This is a genomic window from Leeuwenhoekiella blandensis MED217, from assembly GCF_000152985.1.
In the GTDB taxonomy this organism is placed as follows: Bacteria; Bacteroidota; Bacteroidia; order Flavobacteriales; family Flavobacteriaceae; genus Leeuwenhoekiella; species Leeuwenhoekiella blandensis.
This window is the reverse complement of record NZ_CH672395.1, coordinates 4,141,897-4,159,779: the sequence shown is the minus strand read 5'-3', so window position 1 is coordinate 4,159,779 and position 17,883 is coordinate 4,141,897. Positions and strand designations below refer to the sequence as shown.

General features: G+C 39.5%; 17 protein-coding genes. 14 read left to right on the top strand and 3 right to left on the bottom strand.

Features of this window, described 5'->3' with window-relative positions; translation table 11 throughout:
• The first annotated feature begins 65 nt into the window (after positions 1 to 65).
• Genes MED217_RS18010 through MED217_RS17980 form a run of 7 tightly spaced genes read left to right on the top strand, consistent with a single transcriptional unit; the run spans position 66 to position 8,749 of the window.
• Positions 66 to 932, top strand: coding sequence for a M23 family metallopeptidase (locus MED217_RS18010; protein ID WP_040533051.1), 867 nt, complete (start codon positions 66 to 68; stop codon positions 930 to 932).
• Complete coding sequence (locus MED217_RS18005) at positions 932 to 2,425, top strand: GH3 auxin-responsive promoter family protein (RefSeq protein WP_009781997.1); 1,494 nt, start codon at positions 932 to 934, stop codon at positions 2,423 to 2,425. The genes MED217_RS18010 and MED217_RS18005 overlap by 1 nt, the downstream gene beginning before the upstream one ends.
• A gap of 18 nt (positions 2,426 to 2,443) precedes the next feature.
• Positions 2,444 to 4,135 carry a DUF6909 family protein gene (locus MED217_RS18000; RefSeq protein ID WP_009781996.1) on the top strand — a complete coding sequence of 564 codons (1,692 nt, stop codon included), beginning with the start codon at positions 2,444 to 2,446 and terminating at the stop codon, positions 4,133 to 4,135.
• Entirely contained in the window at positions 4,135 to 5,082 is a 948-nt protein-coding gene (locus MED217_RS17995) for a hypothetical protein (protein WP_009781995.1), read from the top strand. Before MED217_RS18000 ends, MED217_RS17995 begins: the two co-directional genes overlap by 1 nt.
• Positions 5,083 to 5,119: 37 nt before the next feature.
• Positions 5,120 to 6,430: an MATE family efflux transporter gene (locus MED217_RS17990; RefSeq protein ID WP_009781994.1), complete on the top strand. Its 1,311-nt coding sequence runs from the start codon at positions 5,120 to 5,122 to the stop codon at positions 6,428 to 6,430.
• Positions 6,430 to 7,497: a hypothetical protein gene (locus tag MED217_RS17985; protein WP_009781993.1), complete on the top strand. Its 1,068-nt coding sequence runs from the start codon at positions 6,430 to 6,432 to the stop codon at positions 7,495 to 7,497. Before MED217_RS17990 ends, MED217_RS17985 begins: the two co-directional genes overlap by 1 nt.
• Positions 7,466 to 8,749: an O-antigen ligase family protein gene (locus MED217_RS17980; protein ID WP_083778056.1), complete on the top strand. Its 1,284-nt coding sequence runs from the start codon at positions 7,466 to 7,468 to the stop codon at positions 8,747 to 8,749. The genes MED217_RS17985 and MED217_RS17980 overlap by 32 nt, the downstream gene beginning before the upstream one ends.
• On the opposite strand, the gene MED217_RS17975 is transcribed toward MED217_RS17980, so the two are convergent.
• Complete coding sequence (locus MED217_RS17975; RefSeq protein ID WP_050759342.1) at positions 8,727 to 9,806, bottom strand: glycosyltransferase; 1,080 nt, start codon at positions 9,804 to 9,806, stop codon at positions 8,727 to 8,729. The two genes, MED217_RS17980 and MED217_RS17975, sit on opposite strands and share 23 nt — an antisense overlap.
• A gap of 190 nt (positions 9,807 to 9,996) precedes the next feature.
• Here MED217_RS17975 and MED217_RS17970 point away from each other — a divergent pair, with 190 nt between their 5' ends.
• Together MED217_RS17970 and MED217_RS17965 are read left to right on the top strand one after the other, a co-directional pair.
• A complete protein-coding gene (locus MED217_RS17970; RefSeq protein WP_009781990.1) occupies positions 9,997 to 11,349 on the top strand; it encodes an exopolysaccharide biosynthesis polyprenyl glycosylphosphotransferase in 1,353 nt (450 codons plus the stop codon).
• On the top strand, positions 11,327 to 12,097 hold the full coding sequence (locus MED217_RS17965) for a glycosyltransferase family 2 protein (protein ID WP_009781989.1): 771 nt from the start codon (positions 11,327 to 11,329) through the stop codon (positions 12,095 to 12,097). The genes MED217_RS17970 and MED217_RS17965 overlap by 23 nt, the downstream gene beginning before the upstream one ends.
• Here MED217_RS17965 and MED217_RS17960 read toward each other — a convergent pair.
• Positions 12,094 to 13,392, bottom strand: a complete 1,299-nt coding sequence (locus MED217_RS17960; protein ID WP_009781988.1) for a phenylacetate--CoA ligase family protein — start codon at positions 13,390 to 13,392, stop codon at positions 12,094 to 12,096. The genes MED217_RS17965 and MED217_RS17960 overlap by 4 nt on opposite strands.
• Before the next feature lie 70 nt (positions 13,393 to 13,462).
• On the opposite strand from MED217_RS17960, the gene purD reads away from it, so the two are divergent.
• Positions 13,463 to 14,734 carry a phosphoribosylamine--glycine ligase gene (purD, locus tag MED217_RS17955; protein WP_009781987.1) on the top strand — a complete coding sequence of 424 codons (1,272 nt, stop codon included), beginning with the start codon at positions 13,463 to 13,465 and terminating at the stop codon, positions 14,732 to 14,734.
• Positions 14,735 to 14,799: 65 nt separating this feature from the next.
• On the opposite strand, the gene MED217_RS17950 is transcribed toward purD, so the two are convergent.
• On the bottom strand, positions 14,800 to 15,015 hold the full coding sequence (locus MED217_RS17950; protein WP_009781986.1) for a DUF6341 family protein: 216 nt from the start codon (positions 15,013 to 15,015) through the stop codon (positions 14,800 to 14,802).
• A gap of 81 nt (positions 15,016 to 15,096) precedes the next feature.
• Between MED217_RS17950 and MED217_RS17945 the strand changes: the two genes are divergently transcribed.
• From MED217_RS17945 to MED217_RS17930, 4 genes are all read left to right on the top strand, one after another.
• A complete protein-coding gene (locus MED217_RS17945; RefSeq protein ID WP_009781985.1) occupies positions 15,097 to 16,029 on the top strand; it encodes a DUF6427 family protein in 933 nt (310 codons plus the stop codon).
• Positions 15,981 to 16,661 (top strand): hypothetical protein, encoded by a 681-nt coding sequence (locus MED217_RS17940; RefSeq protein ID WP_040533048.1) that lies wholly within the window; start codon positions 15,981 to 15,983, stop codon positions 16,659 to 16,661. Before MED217_RS17945 ends, MED217_RS17940 begins: the two co-directional genes overlap by 49 nt.
• Positions 16,658 to 17,662 (top strand): DNA adenine methylase, encoded by a 1,005-nt coding sequence (locus tag MED217_RS17935; RefSeq protein ID WP_009781983.1) that lies wholly within the window; start codon positions 16,658 to 16,660, stop codon positions 17,660 to 17,662. Before MED217_RS17940 ends, MED217_RS17935 begins: the two co-directional genes overlap by 4 nt.
• Positions 17,659 to 17,883: DUF4254 domain-containing protein (locus MED217_RS17930; protein ID WP_009781982.1), on the top strand; the 225-nt coding region annotated here is incomplete at its 3' end. The genes MED217_RS17935 and MED217_RS17930, both read left to right, overlap by 4 nt.

The following is a 17,883-nucleotide window of genomic DNA, read 5'->3' as shown; positions in this document are numbered from 1 at the left end:
CATGTAAAACTTTAGCAGTCGGCGTACGCCTTTTAAATTTTATATTTGCTTATTCATTGATTTTTATGGCAAAACCTAAGGAAAAAAAGAAGCTTAAAAAGCGCCTTTTACATAAATACAGGTTGCTCATTTTAAACGAGGACACTTTTGAAGAACGTATCTCTTTTAAACTCACGCGACTCAATGTATTTATCGTTGTAGGCTTTTCAATAATTATTTTAATCGCCTTAACTACGCTACTCATTGCTTATACCCCGTTACGCGAGTATATTCCCGGGTATTCTTCGGTTAAATTAAAACGACAAGCGACGGAGTTGATGTTTGAAACCGATTCTTTAAAACGTCAACTCGACATCAATCAACAGTATTACGCGAGTATTAGAAAAGTACTTACCGGTGATGTTGATGAGGTAAATTTTAATCGGGATTCTATTTTGTTGCTCGAGCCGCGCGATACAAGCGGGCTCAATATGAAAATCTCAAGAGAAGATAGTTTGTTGCGGGAACAGGTCGCTAATGAAGATCGTTATAACCTGTTTGAGCCGGCTTCTTCAACTGTAAGTTTTTCTTTGTTTCCGCCGGTTAAAGGAAACATTACCGAAGGTTTTGATACCGAAGAAAAACACTATGGCACAGACGTCGTAGTACCTAAAAATGAGGCGATCAAAGCAGCTGCAGATGGTACGGTTATTTTTTCTGAATGGACCGCAGAAACTGGGTATGTGATCATTTTAGATCACGGTAACGATTTGATCTCGGTTTATAAGCATAACGCCTCACTGACCAAAGATCAGGGAGATCTGGTAAAGGCAGGAGAAGTTATCGCCACTGCCGGTTCTACCGGTAAATTTTCTACAGGACCGCACTTGCATTTTGAGTTATGGAACAGCGGTTATCCTGTAGATCCTACTAATTATATTTCGTTTGAATAATGTCTATTAAGTCGTTTTCGGCAAAACTATTTGCTAAGTATATCGCTGGTAAAACCCAAAAATGGAGCGCTAATCCCGTTGCCACTCAGGATGCGGTTTTTCAGTATTTGATCAAAAAAGGCGCGAAGGCAAAATTTGGAAAAGACCATAATTTTGAAAATATAAAAACGGCGGCAGATTTTGCAAAAGCAGTTCCAGTAAGGGATTACGAGGCTTTAAAGAATTATGTAGAAGAAGCAGTTGCTGGTAAAGAAGATATTTTATGGCCGGGAAAACCCGAGTATTTTGCAAAAACATCCGGGACCACTTCTGGTGCAAAATATATTCCAATTACTAAAGAATCTATGCCGATGCACGTCAACGCGGCTCGCGATGCCATTTTGCATTACATCGCAGAAAGCGGAAACAGCAGCTTTGTAGATGGAAAGATGATTTTCTTGCAAGGAAGTCCCAAACTGCAAATAAAAAGCGGCATTAAAACCGGAAGATTATCGGGTATCGTTGCGCATTATGTGCCGGGATATCTTCAAAAAAACAGAATGCCAAGTTGGGAAACCAATTGTATCGAAGATTGGGAAAGCAAGGTAGATGCCATTGTTGAAGAAACCTTGCCTGAAAACATGAGCGTAATCAGCGGGATTCCGCCGTGGGTGCAGATGTATTTTGAAAAGTTGCAGGCAAAAACAGGCAAACCGGTAGGTGAAATTTTTCCAAATTTCAATCTGTTTATTTACGGCGGAGTTAATTACGAACCTTATCGCAAAAAGTTTGAAAACCTCATCGGGCGTCGTGTAGACAGCATAGAATTGTATCCCGCGAGTGAAGGCTTTTTTGCATTTCAGGATTCTCAGAAAGAGAAAGGCATGTTGCTGCTTTTAAATTCTGGTATTTTCTATGAATTCATAAAAGCAGACGAATTTTTTACCGAAAATCCACAACGTTTAACCATTGGCGAGGTAGCTGTTGGTGTTAATTATGTGATGGTCATTTCTACAACAGCCGGTCTTTGGGCGTATAATGTAGGAGATACCGTGATGTTTACTTCAACAAAACCGCATCGCGTGGTGGTTACCGGGCGTATAAAGCACTTTATTTCGGCTTTTGGCGAACATGTGATAGGCAAGGAGGTGGAAGAAGCTTTAGCGAGCACAGCAAGCCAATTTAAGGCCCAGGTGAGTGAATTTACCGTGGCGCCACAAATCAATCCTTCAGAAGGGCTTCCGTTTCATGAGTGGTTTATCGAGTTTGACACACAGCCAGAAGATTTAGACGCTTTTGCGCAAGCCATTGATGAAGCGCTGCAACAACAGAACAGTTATTATAAAGATTTGATAACAGGAAAAATTTTAAAAAGATTAGAAATCAAAGTAATTCCGCAGGGCGGTTTTACAGCATATATGAAATCTAAAGGGAAACTGGGCGGTCAAAACAAGCTGCCGAGGTTGGCCAATGATCGCAGTATTGCAGATGTGCTGTATCAACTTGATTTTTAAAAAAGTATATTTGATTTAATGAGTTTAATAAAACAACAAAATAGAACCCGATCACAAGAAAGTTCAGCGGCGATTGAGCGTATGTATATTACCATGCGCCATTTATTTAACCGCGGCTTTTATAAACCCATGGGCGTTTCTGGCGAAACCTTGAGAGAGGCACTGCTTATTTTGCGCCCTGAAATTTATGGTACCATTGCCGAAGAAAAAGTAGAACTCAATGGGTTATTATACGTGATCGATCGACTTCCGGAAGGTATCGAAGAGTGTAGATACATCAACCTTACGAGCGATGAAGGCTATAAAGATTCTCATTTTAAACCCATAGTTCCACCTAAGCGGCGTCGCAATTGCTATCGTATTGATGAAGAACAGATGAACATTGAGATCACACGCGGGCGCTCTGAGATCTATGATATTCTAACGCATTTGACGTTTTTATTTGTAGAATCACACAAGATTATGAAACGTGTGGTGATCAACGAAGAAGGCCATACAACTCGTGACTGGCAAAAATTAGAGAAAGCAGTACTTACCGAAGAACCTCTTTCTCAAACCGAACGCGAGATTGCGTTAACGCATACAGCAAATATTTTGGGACGTACGTTTCATGAGGTTTCTACGATCTACAGTAAGTTTTCTGCGCCAAAAAATGAGAAGCGCTTTTTAAAATTAGTGTATTGGTTAGGAAAACGAGCGATCGAAGAGATTGTAGAAAACGATAAGCGTCTGGTAACTTTTTCTCCCGTTTTAAGAGAGCGTTTGGGACATCATATTCACGGCGAAGTTTGGGCAGATGCGATCAAAAAGGAATTGGATGCTAAAGGTCTCTTACGACGTCCTATACACATCATAAGTGCCAATATGCATAGTGTGATGAATACCCTTTTTGCTCCGGTGGCGCTTGAAAAAGAGATGACCAAAAAGTCAAACCTTGAGATCTATGAGACGCTTAGCAGTGCAAGTAGCGGAAAACTACGCGCACGCGTTGAAAAAACGGCGCAGCAACATGGAATGCTTTTTATTCCTGATCAAAGCGGAACCAATATTGACGTTCAAATTTTTGATACCGCTAAGCTTGATCTTAAGCAGAATAACTTTTGTTCTAAAACCTCATATCCTGAAGGTAAAGAGCCAGTGATCATCGTGATGGATTATGCCTTTGGAGAGCAAGCCTACGAAACGATGGAAGAATTACTGAAGCCGTATGAGGATAAAAGAGAAACGGTGCATCTTGATGTAAAATCGGTTTCGATTATGGGTAAAGCGGGAATTCTTGAAGGCGGAAAAGGCGATATTATGATACCTTCTGCACATCTTTTTGAAGGTACGGCAGATAATTATCCGTTTGAAAACCAACTGAAGAAAGAGGATCTTGAAGGACACGGAATTTCAGTTTACGATGGTGCAATGATCACGGTTTTGGGTACCTCATTGCAAAACAGAGACATCTTGCGCTTTTTCTATGAGAGTACGTGGAATGTTATCGGGCTTGAGATGGAAGGTGCGCATTATCAAAAAGCGATTCAAGCTGCTGCAAAACTACGCGGAAGCATCAGTGATAGCGTGAAGGTACGTTATGCATATTACGCTTCAGACAACCCTTTAGAAACCGGAAGCACACTTGCCTCTGGAGGATTAGGAACTACAGGTGTAAAACCTACATATTTGATCACAGAGCAAATTTTAGAACAAATCTTTAAAGACTAATGAGTACAAACTATAATCAGGATATTGATGTTTTTGACCTTTTTAGGTGGCTCAAAGGCCAACTTAAAAAGTTCCTGATTTATGGGTTGCGGTTTTTTCAATTTGTTTTTAGAAATATTCTAATAATTCTTCTGCTTTTTGTGATTGGTATTGTAGCAGGCTATGGCTTATCAAAACTTTTAAATCCGCTAAAAACTGCAGAAATACTGGTTGCGCCTAATGTAAAAAGCACTTCGTATCTCTATGGTAAAATTGAAGAATTAGACCGTAGCGCTTCAGACCAGGAGTCAGTCTTAAACAAGCATTTTTCCATAGTAAATTTAAAGGAAATCTCTATCGAGCCGGTAGAAGATATCACGAGTGTGCTCAAAAATCTTGAGGAGTTTCCTGTAGATATTGTGCCGAGGATTTCAGAAAATTATGATGATAAGTCTAACTTTTTTGACAAACCGCTATATGCGCCGGCTTATGATGTACATAAAATTACCCTTGTAGCTTCAGATACGATCGCTATTGAATTATTTTTAAACTACCTGGAGAACCAAGAATACTTTCAAGATAAGCGCAAAGCCTTGCTTAAAAGTATTGCTACAGAATTGGAAGCAAATAAATTTACCATTACACAAATAGACAGCACGTTGGGTGCAGTTCCTAATGCGCTGAAGCAAGATCGAGGTGCAATTACGGTAATGGGAAGCAATGAAAATTCAGAGCTAAGCGCCATAGTCAATACCAAATCTATGCTTCTTAAGCGCAATGCATATTTAGAACAAACTGAAGCTGCGCTTGACCGTGTTTTTAAAGTGTATTCTCAATCCAATTGGGTCAACAAAACTTCATTACGAAGTCTTTTGATCTATATATTACCCATTTTACTGATCTCGATTTTTATTTTATATCACCTTATTTTACGCTTCAAAAACCGATATAGCAAAGAGATACAATAGCATTTAATTAGTACAGGCAACCTATTGAAGAAGACTTATGTTCAAAAAACTTAGCGAACAATTCAATAGATTACAAACCGGCAACTTGATGCGCGGGGCTTTTCAAGTTATAGCGCTTCGAATCGCCGGAGTTGCTTTTCTCTTTGGGATCACCCTTTTCTTAACCAACTTTTACAGTGCGTCTCAAGTAGGAACCTACGAATTTGTGCGCTCTGCACTCTTTTTGATTGGAGGATTTACCATGCTGGGAACAGATCAAGCCATTTTGTTTTTTTCAGGAAGATTCTCAAAACCAGATCAGGTGGGCGCTTTGTTCAAGGTATATTTCAAAATGCTGCTATTGCTTTTTGTCGTTTCTCTGCTGTTTTTGGTCATTATTTTAAGTGTTCCTTCCTCTAGCTATCAAGCTGTATTTAATGATGCACGATCCGGAAGCTTACTCGTGAAAGTGGGATGTTGCCTGTTTTTTTACGCGGTAACGCTTTTTAATACCGAATTCTTTAGGGCTTTTAATCAGCACGCCAAATCAGAATTATATCGCGGAATCATCAAACAATTACTTTTTGGAATAGGCGTGTTGTTTTTGTTTGTGTTGAAGCAACAGCAGTACCTCGTTGAGGTTTTTTTAGGCGGATTCTTCTTTTGTGCAGTCGTTTCTTCGCTTGAAGTTTTTTTGAATTATAAAAGGTTTGCGGTTCCCAAATTTAAAATGCCGGCGATTAAATTACGTACGGTGTTGAGAGCAACCCTACCCATTGCAATGAGTGCTTTAGGTTTTTATTTACTCATCAGCATTGATGTTTTTTTCCTGAAACGGTATACCAATTTTGAAACGCTGGCGTATTACGGGACTTCGATAAAAATCATTTTTTTAATCTCTACCGTGATCAATGTTATCGGTTCATTTTTAGCTGTGCGTATTGCAGATTTGTATGTAAGCAATCACCAAGAGCTGCAGCGGTTATTGAAAACCGGAGTTCGGGTAATCGTAGTTTTTTCAACCTTACTTTCAATGGTGCTTTTTGTTTTTTCTGCTGAAATATTAAGCATTTTTGGTGCTGAATACCAACAGGCAACTCTGGCACTACGCATCTTAATTTTAGGGCATTTTATGGCTACCCTTTGCGGAACCACGCAAGTATATCTCAACATGACAAAAAAGCAAGTGGTGCTTCAGTATATTTTGATTCTGGCGGTTATAATAAATTGCCTTCTCAATTGGAAGCTCATTCCGTCTTACGGGATCGAAGGTGCTGCGACCGCTTCCGCCATAAGTGTTTTGTTTTGGAATTTTGCCGCGGTGGTCTGGGTTTATAAAAAAGATCGAATAAAACTATTTTTACATTGATGAAGCTCCTCATATCTAAATCAAAATTGCTGTTCTTGCTTTTGGGGCTGGTGGTTTTGATATTGGGTGTTTTGGCGCCGTTTTATCTTCCCGAGCGTTTTTTTAACGATGCCATCGTGATCGCCGAAGATTTCTATAACGAGAAAGGTTTTTGGCGTAGTTATCCCGTGACGATGCTTTTTTATGAGGTAACCGGTTTAAACCGACTCTCATTTTCACTGGTAGCCTTAATTCAATTACCCCTGTTACTTTGGGTGTTATACAAATTGGGAGTTCCCAAGCGTTTCGCTAAAGTTTCGGTACGCAATCTTTTAGCGTATTCTTTACTACTAATGCTGGCCTTTTTTGTGTCAATGCCTTCAAAAGAGTTTATAACGTTTCTCTTTATAGCTTGGATTCCGTGGTTGCTGTTGAAAAAGAAACTACGTCTAAAATACACTTTACTTCTCATTTTCTCAGGACTGCTCTTCTTTGGAATTTGGTACCGCCCTTACTATGTTCTTATTCCAATAATTGCCGGAGTGATCTATCTAACGAGTTTGATCAACTTTAAGCGGAAAGTGCTCACAGGAATTTTTTCAGGATTGCTTGTCGTCATCTTTTTAAGCTTGTCGTACGGAGTTGTAAAAGGCGAATTCTTATCACAAAGTACGCGCGAAGCGCTCAACGAAGAGCGTTTGGGAGAAGAAGCAACCAATTCTGCAATTAGATCACCGCTAAAGACCGATACTTGGTATGGCGAGACCTTTGGGGTGCTTTATGGTTTTGTTTCAGTGAATGTGCCTGTAAACGGCTTAAAACACGTATTACAGCCTCAAATCATCGCTTTTGTCTTTTGGCAGCTTGTGTTGTCGGTTTACCTTTTGTTTCTGTTTAAAAATTGTCTCGCAAAGCGAAAGAAGTATCGCTACGAACTTTGGGGATTTTACTTGGTTTTTGCTTATTTCATTATCCAAGGGGTGTTTGAACCCGATCTAGGTTCGGCGGTTAAACATAAAATTGGCATCTTGCCTTTGATTTATTTTGTGCTGTACTATGATAGTCTCAGAAAGAACATACCGGTTTAGTTACAACGCTTGGCTTAGCATTTTGGCAGTTTCGATTCCGTTTAGGATTCCGGCTACGGTGTTACTTGTATTGTTTACAGCGTATAATGTGTTCTTTTTTAGAGAACTGAAATTTACCCGACGACGCCTCTTTTTTATGCTGCTTATCGCAGCTCCATTTCTTCTGGACCTGTTGTTTTTTTGGAATAGCTCAACGCTAAACGAAGCTGTAAAACACGGAGAAAAGCGACTGAGTTTAGTTTTACTTCCGCTATTTATTTTAAGTCAAAACCATCGGTTTAATACGGTGCTTATTTTACGCTACTATGCACTGGCAACGACTTCAATTTTAGTTTTGTGCTTAGTGCGTTTCGTTATTTTTTATCCTGAGCTTTTCAACAAATACCTCAATGGAATTGACCTTTGGGAAATGGGGTATGCTTTTTCTCGATCTATCAATATACATGCTCCGGCGCTTAATATGCACGTTGCTTTTGTGGCGGTGATCAACTTTTACTTTTTTAAAGAAGCTTTAGGTCAAATACGAAAAACGCATGTGGTTTGGCGCTTTGTGTTTTTTGTATTGTCGGTGGTGATTCTCTTATACATCAATACCAGACTTGCCATCGCCAATGCGTTTATCGGGATTATTTTGGTGAGCTTGGCAGACGTGCGTAAACTCCGTTCAAAAAAGGTGCTGAAACTATTGGCTGTGGGTGTTTTGGGGTTTGCCTTGTTGAGCTATGGTTTTGTAAAGATTTTTCCATACAGCATTGAGAAGTTTTCAGAAGTGACTTTTGCTCATTTAGATAAAGTGGGAAAACTCGACGAACTGGACAATCCGGAGGCTTCTGCATATAATGGTTTGGTTACGCGTTTAAGCATTTGGAAATCCAGTCTTGAAGTGGCTTTAGAGCATCCGATTATTGGAGTAGGAGCAGCCGACGGAAAACAGGCAGTCATAGATCGATTTGAAGAAACCAACCAACACTTTTTAGCCAAATATAAATTTCCAGTACACAATCAATTTTTAGACTTTTGGATCAAATTTGGAATTCTAGGCTTACTTGTCGTCGCTGTTTACATAGGCTTATTTGCATATATAGGCTGGAGTTCAAAGCAGGTTTTATGTGTGTTTTTCTTTGTAATATTTCTAAGCGCCAACTTAGTAGATGACTTTCTAATACGCTTTGATGGGATAGTCTTCAGCGGACTATGGCTTTCAATATTTACTAAGAACGCACTAGATATCAGGAGCGATAAATCGCTATGAGTTTTTCAAAGTTAACGCGACTATTGAATAATCGGGTAGTGCGATTGGCAGCGTTAATTCCCATTTTTTGACGTACCTCAAGCGGTTTTAGTTTCTCAAGCACCTCTTCAAACGCTTCAGTAGTTTTAAATAAATAGCCTGTTTTTCCCGGAGCGATAATGTCTTTGTTGCCAATAATATGGGTTGCAAGTACCGGTATTTTTCTGGCGGAAGCCTCTAAGACGGCAATAGGCAGGCCTTCCCATAATGAAGTTTGCACATAAACATCCAATTGTTTTAAAGCTTCAATTCCTGAAGCATATTGCGTAAACCAACCGGTGATGGTAATGTTGGGAGCTGTAAGCAGGTGCTTCAATTCACCGTCGCCAATCCAGATAAATTCTAGTTCTGGGTGGTTAAGCGCCAGCGCATTAAAAAGCTTGGGATTTCGGGCATAGGTGATCCTGCCTAAGGTTCCTATACGTTTGATGTGTTTATTTTTCTCTTCCAGATTCGGTTTTACCGTATTTAGATCGATACTGTTGCGTACCAATACCGCCGGGCCTAATTTTTTAGCATATAAACATTCCGTATCTCCGCAAGCAATAAAAGTTCCGCCAGAAAATTTTTGACTTAAAAACTCGATACTCCAGAACGCAAAACGTTTTAGAGCGCTTATATCTTTCCGAAGAAAAGAAAACCCGTGCGGAGTGTAAAACAGTTTGGTTTTAGGTAACCAAGAAAGGCGGTAAGCAAATCTGCCCAGAATACCCGCTTTAGAGGAATGTAAATGCAGTACATCTGGCTTATGCTCTTTAAAAAGTTTGCGCAGTTGCTTAAAAGCCTTGATATCATCTTTTAAACGTATTTCGCGCTGCATGGAGAGTTCGATCAATTGGGTTTTGGGATGAAAATCTGTTGCGACGCGTTGAGGATCTATTTCTGTACGATTTGCGCTATAAATCACTGTAACCTCCAGTTCAGGATGCTCGCAAAGTACGTGGGTAAGATTTTTAAAATAGGTGTAAACACCGCCTCCCAAGGCTTCAACAACGTGAACGATTTTAATAGTACTCATGAAATTTTGTCTGCGGCGCATCAAAAGACGCTGAAGTTGTGAAAGATAACATCATGAATTGAAATAGACCAACCTCAAGACGTTTTTCTAAATGTTGTATTTGATCGATCAAGGTTTTAACTCCTAAATTATTTACTAACTTTGGTAGGTTGGCAATTCCTCAACATGAAGATCAACTAACCAAAAATATATGAACGAAAACGGAACGAAACATAGTTTTGTACTACAGCCGCTAGTGGGTTTTTGTGATTTAATGATATTGCTGTCTTGTGCTTTATTATTTCAATTGTCAACTGAAGAATACACGCATTTCGTTCCTTTTCTGGTTTTCAGTTGGATTATCACGACTTTTGTTATAGGATTTTATAAAGTGTATAGATTCACACCGCTTGTAAAAATCCTGGCATTACTGTTTAAGCAGACCTTCTTACTTACCATCTGCACCTTTACTTTTTTTGGAATTTATAACGAAATCGATGTAGTAACATTAGCTGTACTTGAATATGCTTTTTTGAGTATGGGATTTATAGCGCTGTTGAAAATTGTTGTTTTTAACCTGCGGAAGAAATACAGAAAACAATTTGGTCGCGATACCATACGCGTGATCATTTTGGGTGAAAATGCCAAAACCGAACAACTCAAGAATTTCTTCAGTTACAATCCGGCGTATGGGTTTCAGTTTATAGCGCATTTTGATTTGCGTGGGGGAAAAACCACGATCGATGATATCACTGCATTTGTGATCGAGCATAAAATACATCAGGTGTATTGCTCTGTAGCCGAATTGAAAAATAAAGAGATCAAAGCACTCATCAACTTTGCAGATAACAACTTGGTCACGCTAAAATTTTTACCGGACAATAAAGATATCTTTACAAAGAAAATGGATTTTCAATACTATGGGATTACACCCATCTTGGCGCTGCGCACGATTCCTATAGACACACCAGTAAATCTGTTTTTAAAACGCGCGTTAGATATATTCTTTGCGTCGCTGGTCGTCTTGGGCATTCTTTCTTGGTTAACGCCAATTTTGGCGATTATCATTCCTACAACCTCAAAAGGGCCGTTGTTTTTCAAGCAAAAACGCAACGGTATAGACGGGAAAGAGTTTTACTGTTATAAGTTCAGGTCGATGACGATCAATACCGAGGCAAACGATCAACAAGCCGGTAAAAATGATATGCGAACGACAAAACTAGGTAAATTCTTAAGGCGTACGAGCATAGATGAATTCCCACAATTTTACAACGTGCTACTCGGCGATATGTCTGTTGTTGGGCCACGACCTCATATGATTAGCCATACCAATTCGTTCAAAAACCAGGTTGATAAGTTTATGGTGCGCCATCTGGTGAAACCGGGAATCACAGGTCTTGCTCAGGTAAGCGGGTATCGAGGCGGAATAGAAACAAAGCTTGATATAAAAAACAGAGTGCGATTTGACATATTTTACGTCGAAAACTGGTCTATCCTGATGGATCTGCGTATTATAGCAAAAACATTTTTTCAAGTGATTTATGGCGATAAAAAAGCCTATTGATGCCCGGCCGTTAGTTTCTATTGTAACACCCAGTTATAATTCTGAAAAGTTTATTGCAGAAACCATTGCGTCTGTTCAAAAACAGACCGTGACTGATTGGGAATTGCTCATTATCGATGATGCTTCTTCAGACGATACCGTTGCCTGTGTAAAAAAATTACGAGAAAAAGATTCCCGCATTCACTGTATTCCGCTTAGCGAAAATAAAGGTCCTGCACACGCCCGTAATCTTGGGATTCAAAAGGCCAAAGGGAAGTATTTAACTTTTCTGGATGCTGATGATCTCTGGTTTCCCGAATTTTTAGAGCGAAGTATCACCGAAGCAAAAAAGCATTCGTTTGTGTTTGCTTCTTACAAACGTCTGGATGAAAATCTACAGCCTTATCTCTCAGATTTTATCGTTCCTGATAAGGTGAGTTATACCGATATTTTAAAAAGCAATGCTATAAGTTGCTTGACGGCTTTTATCAATATCGAAGTTTTAGGTAAAAAGTATATGCCGCTCATTAAAAAGCGTCAGGATATGGGCTTGTGGCTGCAGTATTTGAAGAAAATCGATTATGCATACGGTATTCAAGAACCCTTAGCGATTTACCGTATTCGACGGAATTCACTTTCGCGCAATAAAACCGGATTGATCAAATATCAATGGCAATTTTATCGCGAGGTTGAGCAATTATCAGTATTGGCGTCTGCCTACTATTTGACGTGCTGGGCGTATAAAGGCTTTGTGAAATACCGTAGTTAAAACGTTCTGCTAAACTGTTTTAATTTTCCGCGCTTGCTTCGGTCAAGAATGGATTTTTTATTGAGAGAAAGTTGAATTTCCATCCCTAAATAATTCAGCATAGCGCGCTTGATCTTTTCAACATCCTGAGCAGAAAATTCAGCATCTGCAACATAATTGATGCTGAAATGATTCGGTGCATTCTGAATGATCTTGAATTCTTTTACGCTCGCGGTATCGTTCATTATTTCTTTGGTCACATAATAAAATGCCAAAGCCGGAATTTTTCTTCCGTCAGGAAGCAGCGCAAAATCACCCACACGACCTTCTAATTGTGAGAGAACAGGTAAACCATTTTGATACACTAAAACCCCAAGATCGCCAATTTCATACCTGATAAATGGATGCGCTTCATTAAATAACGAAGTAACCACAATTTTCCCCGAAGTGCCGGGAGTGACTGGTTTGTTGGCCTCATCAAGAATCTCGACATAGAGCAAACTCGAGTCAATATGAAGGACGTCTCCGGCTTTTCCAATAGCAATGATTCCGGTTTCTGAAGCACCATATTCGTTGATCACCGGCACGCCAAACTGTTGCTGAAGCACTTCAAGATCTTCTTTAAACAGCATTTCGGCAGTAACAATGCAATGCGTAAGACTCGGGCAGAGGTCTTTTAAAACGAGCTTTTTTTCTGCGAGATAGCGTGCAAAAAGGACCAAAGCACTGGTATAGCCATTTAAATGACCAAATGGCTCTTTTTTAAATCTTGAGATGAAGCTTTCAAGATTGGCTGCTGAAGTATCAAAAATTGAAAATCGATAGCGATTGCTCAAACGATCTTTCAAACGTTCTTTCAATCGGGCAGCGCCATGATTAGGAATTCCATAAAACCGTGCTTCGTACGAATTTTGTAAATCAATTCCCGAAGTTGAATAAAGCTGAGTGATAGAAGCCCAGGTTAACGCGTGACAAAACTTATCTTTTGCAAAAATAAAAGGCGTCCCTGAAGATCCCGAAGTTTTATGAACGTGTACATTTTTAGCTGAAAAGCCCTGAGATAATCTATTCTCTAAAGCTTGTTGTAAATCCGGCTTCGTCAAAACCGGCAAGTCTTCCCAAGTCTGATATTGATCATTTACTAAGTTCCTGTAAAAAGGGGTGTTGTGTAGATGATGCTTTAAAATTTCGGTCTTTTTTGTTTCCGTATAAGCGGCATAATTATGCTCAACCTGCTGTCTGAGTTCCTGAAGTTGCTTTTGCGCAGTAGCGATAGCATAACCATTAAGTTGCAGGCTGAGGTTGATTAAATTCACAAGACTAAAATTAGTAGGTCAATTTACAAACATTTATTTTTGACGCTTAAACAAATTTTAAGCTATTACGATGAATATCCTCATTCTGGGTTCTGGTGGCCGTGAGCACACTTTTGCCTATAAAATTGCACAAAGTTCAAAATGTGAGCGTCTTTTTGTAGCTCCCGGAAACGCCGGCACCGCGGCTATAGCAACCAATGTTGCCATTGGTGTGACCGATTTTGAAGCGATCAAAAAACTGGTTCTGGATGAGCAAATCACAATGGTGGTTGTAGGTCCTGAAGATCCATTAGTTCAAGGGGTTTACGATTTTTTTCAAAATGATAAGGAATTAAGCGAAATAGCAGTTATCGGTCCTTCAAAACGCGGCGCTTTACTCGAAGGAAGCAAAGAGCGCGCTAAAGAATTTATGGCGATGCACTCCATTCCAACTGCTGCTTACGAAAGTTTCAAAGCCGAAAGTCTTGAGGCGGGAAAAGCATTTTTAGAAAAACTTAATGCGCCATACGTTCTTAAAGCTGATGGTCTTGCTGCCGGAAAAGGCGTGGTTATCCTGAATGATCTCGATGAAGCAAAAGCGGAATTGACAGATATGTTGACCAACAAAAAGTTTGGTGCGGCTAGTGAAACTGTGGTGATTGAAGAGTTTCTTGACGGAATCGAACTCAGCGTTTTTGTATTGACCGATGGTAAAAACTACATCACACTGCCAACAGCAAAAGATTATAAGCGTATTGGCGAAGGAGATAAAGGCTTAAATACCGGCGGAATGGGAGCGATCTCTCCCGTGCCTTTTGCCGATGATGCCTTTATGGAAAAAATAGAAAACCGAATCATTAAGCCAACGGTAGACGGATTAAAAGCCGAAGACATCGATTATAAAGGCTTTATTTTTATTGGTTTGATCAAAGTGGGTGACGAGCCTAAAGTGATCGAATACAATGTACGTATGGGCGATCCTGAGACCGAAGTGGTGCTGCCACGCATCAAGAATGATCTTGTTGAGGTTTTTGAAAAAGTAGCAGCGCAAAAGCTTGACGAAATTACTTTAGACCTTGACACGCGTGCTGCAACTACAGTTATGCTTGTGAGTGGCGGTTATCCTGAAGCTTACGAAAAAGGAAAAGTGATCACAGGGACTGAAGATGTTGAGGATGCTTTGGTATTTCACGCAGGAACGACTTTGAAAGATGGAGAGGTGGTTACAGCCGGAGGCCGTGTAATGGCAGTGACATCACTAGATGCCGACTTTAGAGCTGCACTTAAAAATTCTTATAAAAATATTGAGAAGATTAAGTTTGATAAAATGAATTATCGTACCGACATAGGCTTTGATCTTTAAAAGATTACCCATAAAAAAAGCCTGCTATTCAGCAGGCTTTTTTTTATATCTAAAACGGTTGTTGATTAACCGTGAATGTTGTGATGCTCGTCTTTGTCAAATTTATTAAGTTGTACACACCAGTAGGTAAATGCTACCGATACGATGATAATAAAAACAAAGTTAAGAAGGTTTGCGGCAACCCAGCTGCTGTCTTGCAATTCACGAATTGCATCTAACGGTGCAAAAGCAACGTTGACAAAAAAATCTTGAATGCCGTAAAATAAATCTTTCAATTCCATAATTGTATACTTTTACAACGTGATTACCACGGTCACACTTTAAATTTTAGGGTGTGCAGTGCAAAAATAGAAAAAACTAGAATGCTAACAAGCTTTTTTGGCGGTTCAAAACCAATAAATTTTGCGATGATTGTATTGGCAGTCATCGTTTACTTCACCGGAATTTATCTGGCATCAGACTTTTATGAGCTCACGACACTCGAGGCTTTAGGACAATTTTTTGTTTTATTGGCCTATTTATTCTCTTTAGGAGTTCTCAATTTTGTGGTAAAACGCAATACGCTCTCTAAGCGTACGACCTATATTTTGTACTTTTTTGTGTGTTTTACCTTTGCCGTGCCGGTTTCTTTTTTCAATTATGATATTGTGTTTTCAGGGCTTTTTATACTCTTGGCATTGCGACGTATCATCAGCATGAAAACAGAAAAAGATTTTAAAAAGAAAATCTTTGATGCGGCTTTTTGGATTACCATTGCCTCTTTATTTTTCTTTTGGAGCATCTTGTTTCTTTTGGTGCTCTATTTTTCGATTTTATTTTATGGCCGAAGCGAATACCGAAACTGGCTGATGCCACTCGGCGGAATCTTTGTCGTGCTGCTGCTTACGTTTACCTTCAGTCTGTATTATGAAGGCGCAAAGGAGTTTGCTTTAAGTTATTTTGAGTTGCCCACGCTTGATTTCAGAGCCTATAGCTCTTTAAAGCTACTGTTGCCCACATCTTTCTTTCTGGCACTTTACATTTGGTGTGGATCGCGCTATATCAAACAGGTTTCTGATGTACCTCAAAAGTTAAAAGCTTCATTCATTTTAATCATCATTAGTTCACTTGTAGCGCTGTTCATTGCGATTTTTGTAGCTCCGTTACGCGATGGTAGCGAGCTGTATTTTTTGTTTGGACCTCTGGCGATCATCACGGCCACCTACATTGAAACCAGCAAGAGTTTTTGGTTTAAAGAGATGATGATGTGGCTGGCATTACTTATTCCAATCCTTCTAATATTTTGGCGCGTGTAGTTTTAGAACATATAGAAAACGAACTCAAAAAGCGCTGGCCCTACAGAGATGTTTGGTTTAGAAGGCAAAATAACATCTGGGATAATCAGAGCAATTTTATTTACAACATACAAGATTTTGACGAGCTCATAGAACGTATCAAAATGCAGCTACAACACAATCAGTTTGATAAAAAGGAGTTTTTCTACTACAGTTTAAATCGATGGTATAATTACTGGAGCGCACGAGCGGTAGAGCAGCTTTTTATCGATCAACCGAATGTTATTGCGGTTTTAAATGAAAGAGACCGACTTAAAGATTTTAGTATCCAAGGAATTAGTTTTGACCTAAAAACCACCAAATTCCCCAAAGGTTTTCAGAAGGATTTTGCATTTGCACAAAAGCATCCTGAAGCGCTTATAAGGTGGCTTTATAAAAATCAAAGTAAAGGCCGCCGTTTCCATTTGGAAAACAGACTGTTTCTGGTGGTGTTTGCCGCCAACGGCGAGCATTATAAATTGAAAGCTGAAATTTCTTGGCTTAAAGCTTTAATTGAAAATTATGTGAGTACTTTTGAGCCCGAAAAATTAATTAGCGTTACCACCGCAACAAATAAAACGGCCCTTTCAGACATCATCTGGGCGACACGATGAATTATATCGGTTCAAAACATAAACTTTCAGATTGGCTGCTCGAGAATATCAAAGCCGTGTGCGGCGATGATCTTTCTCAGTTGGTATTTTGTGATCTTTTTGCGGGAACCGGTGCCGTGGGACGTACGTTTAAACCTTATGTAAAAAGGGTTATTGCCAACGATTTGGAGTTTTATAGTTATGTCTTAAATCGAAATTACATCGGGAACAATTCGATATTTGATGCTTCTGCTTTGATTGAAGAACTCAATGAAATTCCGCCGAGAAAGGATTTTATCTTTCATAATTACAGCGAGACCGGTTCAGAAAACCGACTTTATTTTTCCGCAGAAAACGGTCAGAAAATTGATGCAATTCGCGCTAAAATCGAGGAGTGGTTAGAGCAGTCTAGAATTAACGAGGACACCTATTTTTTCCTTTTAGCAAGTTTGTTAGAAAGTGCCGATAAGGTTGCCAATACTGCTTCGGTTTATGGCGCTTACCTTAAAAAGCTTAAAAAATCTGCACAAAAAACCTTAGAATTAGTACCGGCTAATTTTGAGATCACTTCGGGAAGTCATTCGGTTTATAATACCAATAGCAATGTGTTAATCAATGATATTGAGGGAGATATCCTCTATCTCGACCCGCCGTACAATGCCCGCCAATACGGAGCCAACTATCATGTGCTCAATACTATTGCAAAAAAAGATACCTTTGCACCCAAAGGAAAAACCGGTTTACGGGCGTACACAAAAAGTGCTTTTTGCAGTAAGCTTGAAGTTGAAAAAAGCTTCGAAGAACTCATCGCAAAAGCACGCTTTAAAACCCTGTTTTTAAGTTATAACAACGAGGGTTTGATGCCTGCTGCAACAGTTAAAGAAATTATGCAGCGCTACGGAAAATATGATTTGGTCACCAAAGAATATCAACGTTTTAAGGCAGATAAAACCGAAAACAGAAATCATAAAGCAAACGCCACCACCGAATATTTACACATTTTAGAAAAACACCAGAAATGATTACTCATACCGCAAAACGTATATTTCAAAGTGCTGTCGACGATTACCATATCAAAGACCGCGTTGATCAACCTTTTACCAATCCATACGATACCGAGGTTGACTTTTTAGAACACTTACTTTATCGCAAAGCGTGGATTGATACCGTGCAGTGGCATTATGAAGACATCATTCGTGACCCGCAAATTGATCCTGAAGCAGCGCTGAAACTCAAGCGCCAG

What these genes read in the sequence shown, in the direction of transcription:
- MED217_RS18010 (WP_040533051.1), top strand. Translation starts at nt 66, where the DNA reads ATGGCAAAACCTAAGGAAAAAAAGAAGCTTAAAAAGCGCCTTTTACAT.
- MED217_RS18005 (WP_009781997.1), top strand. Translation starts at nt 932, where the DNA reads ATGTCTATTAAGTCGTTTTCGGCAAAACTATTTGCTAAGTATATCGCT.
- MED217_RS18000 (WP_009781996.1), top strand. Translation starts at nt 2,444, where the DNA reads ATGAGTTTAATAAAACAACAAAATAGAACCCGATCACAAGAAAGTTCA.
- MED217_RS17995 (WP_009781995.1), top strand. Translation starts at nt 4,135, where the DNA reads ATGAGTACAAACTATAATCAGGATATTGATGTTTTTGACCTTTTTAGG.
- MED217_RS17990 (WP_009781994.1), top strand. Translation starts at nt 5,120, where the DNA reads ATGTTCAAAAAACTTAGCGAACAATTCAATAGATTACAAACCGGCAAC.
- MED217_RS17985 (WP_009781993.1), top strand. Translation starts at nt 6,430, where the DNA reads ATGAAGCTCCTCATATCTAAATCAAAATTGCTGTTCTTGCTTTTGGGG.
- MED217_RS17980 (WP_083778056.1), top strand. Translation starts at nt 7,466, where the DNA reads ATGATAGTCTCAGAAAGAACATACCGGTTTAGTTACAACGCTTGGCTT.
- MED217_RS17975 (WP_050759342.1), bottom strand. Translation starts at nt 9,806, where the DNA reads ATGAGTACTATTAAAATCGTTCACGTTGTTGAAGCCTTGGGAGGCGGT.
- MED217_RS17970 (WP_009781990.1), top strand. Translation starts at nt 9,997, where the DNA reads ATGAACGAAAACGGAACGAAACATAGTTTTGTACTACAGCCGCTAGTG.
- MED217_RS17965 (WP_009781989.1), top strand. Translation starts at nt 11,327, where the DNA reads ATGGCGATAAAAAAGCCTATTGATGCCCGGCCGTTAGTTTCTATTGTA.
- purD (WP_009781987.1), top strand. Translation starts at nt 13,463, where the DNA reads ATGAATATCCTCATTCTGGGTTCTGGTGGCCGTGAGCACACTTTTGCC.
- MED217_RS17950 (WP_009781986.1), bottom strand. Translation starts at nt 15,015, where the DNA reads ATGGAATTGAAAGATTTATTTTACGGCATTCAAGATTTTTTTGTCAAC.
- MED217_RS17945 (WP_009781985.1), top strand. Translation starts at nt 15,097, where the DNA reads ATGCTAACAAGCTTTTTTGGCGGTTCAAAACCAATAAATTTTGCGATG.
- MED217_RS17935 (WP_009781983.1), top strand. Translation starts at nt 16,658, where the DNA reads ATGAATTATATCGGTTCAAAACATAAACTTTCAGATTGGCTGCTCGAG.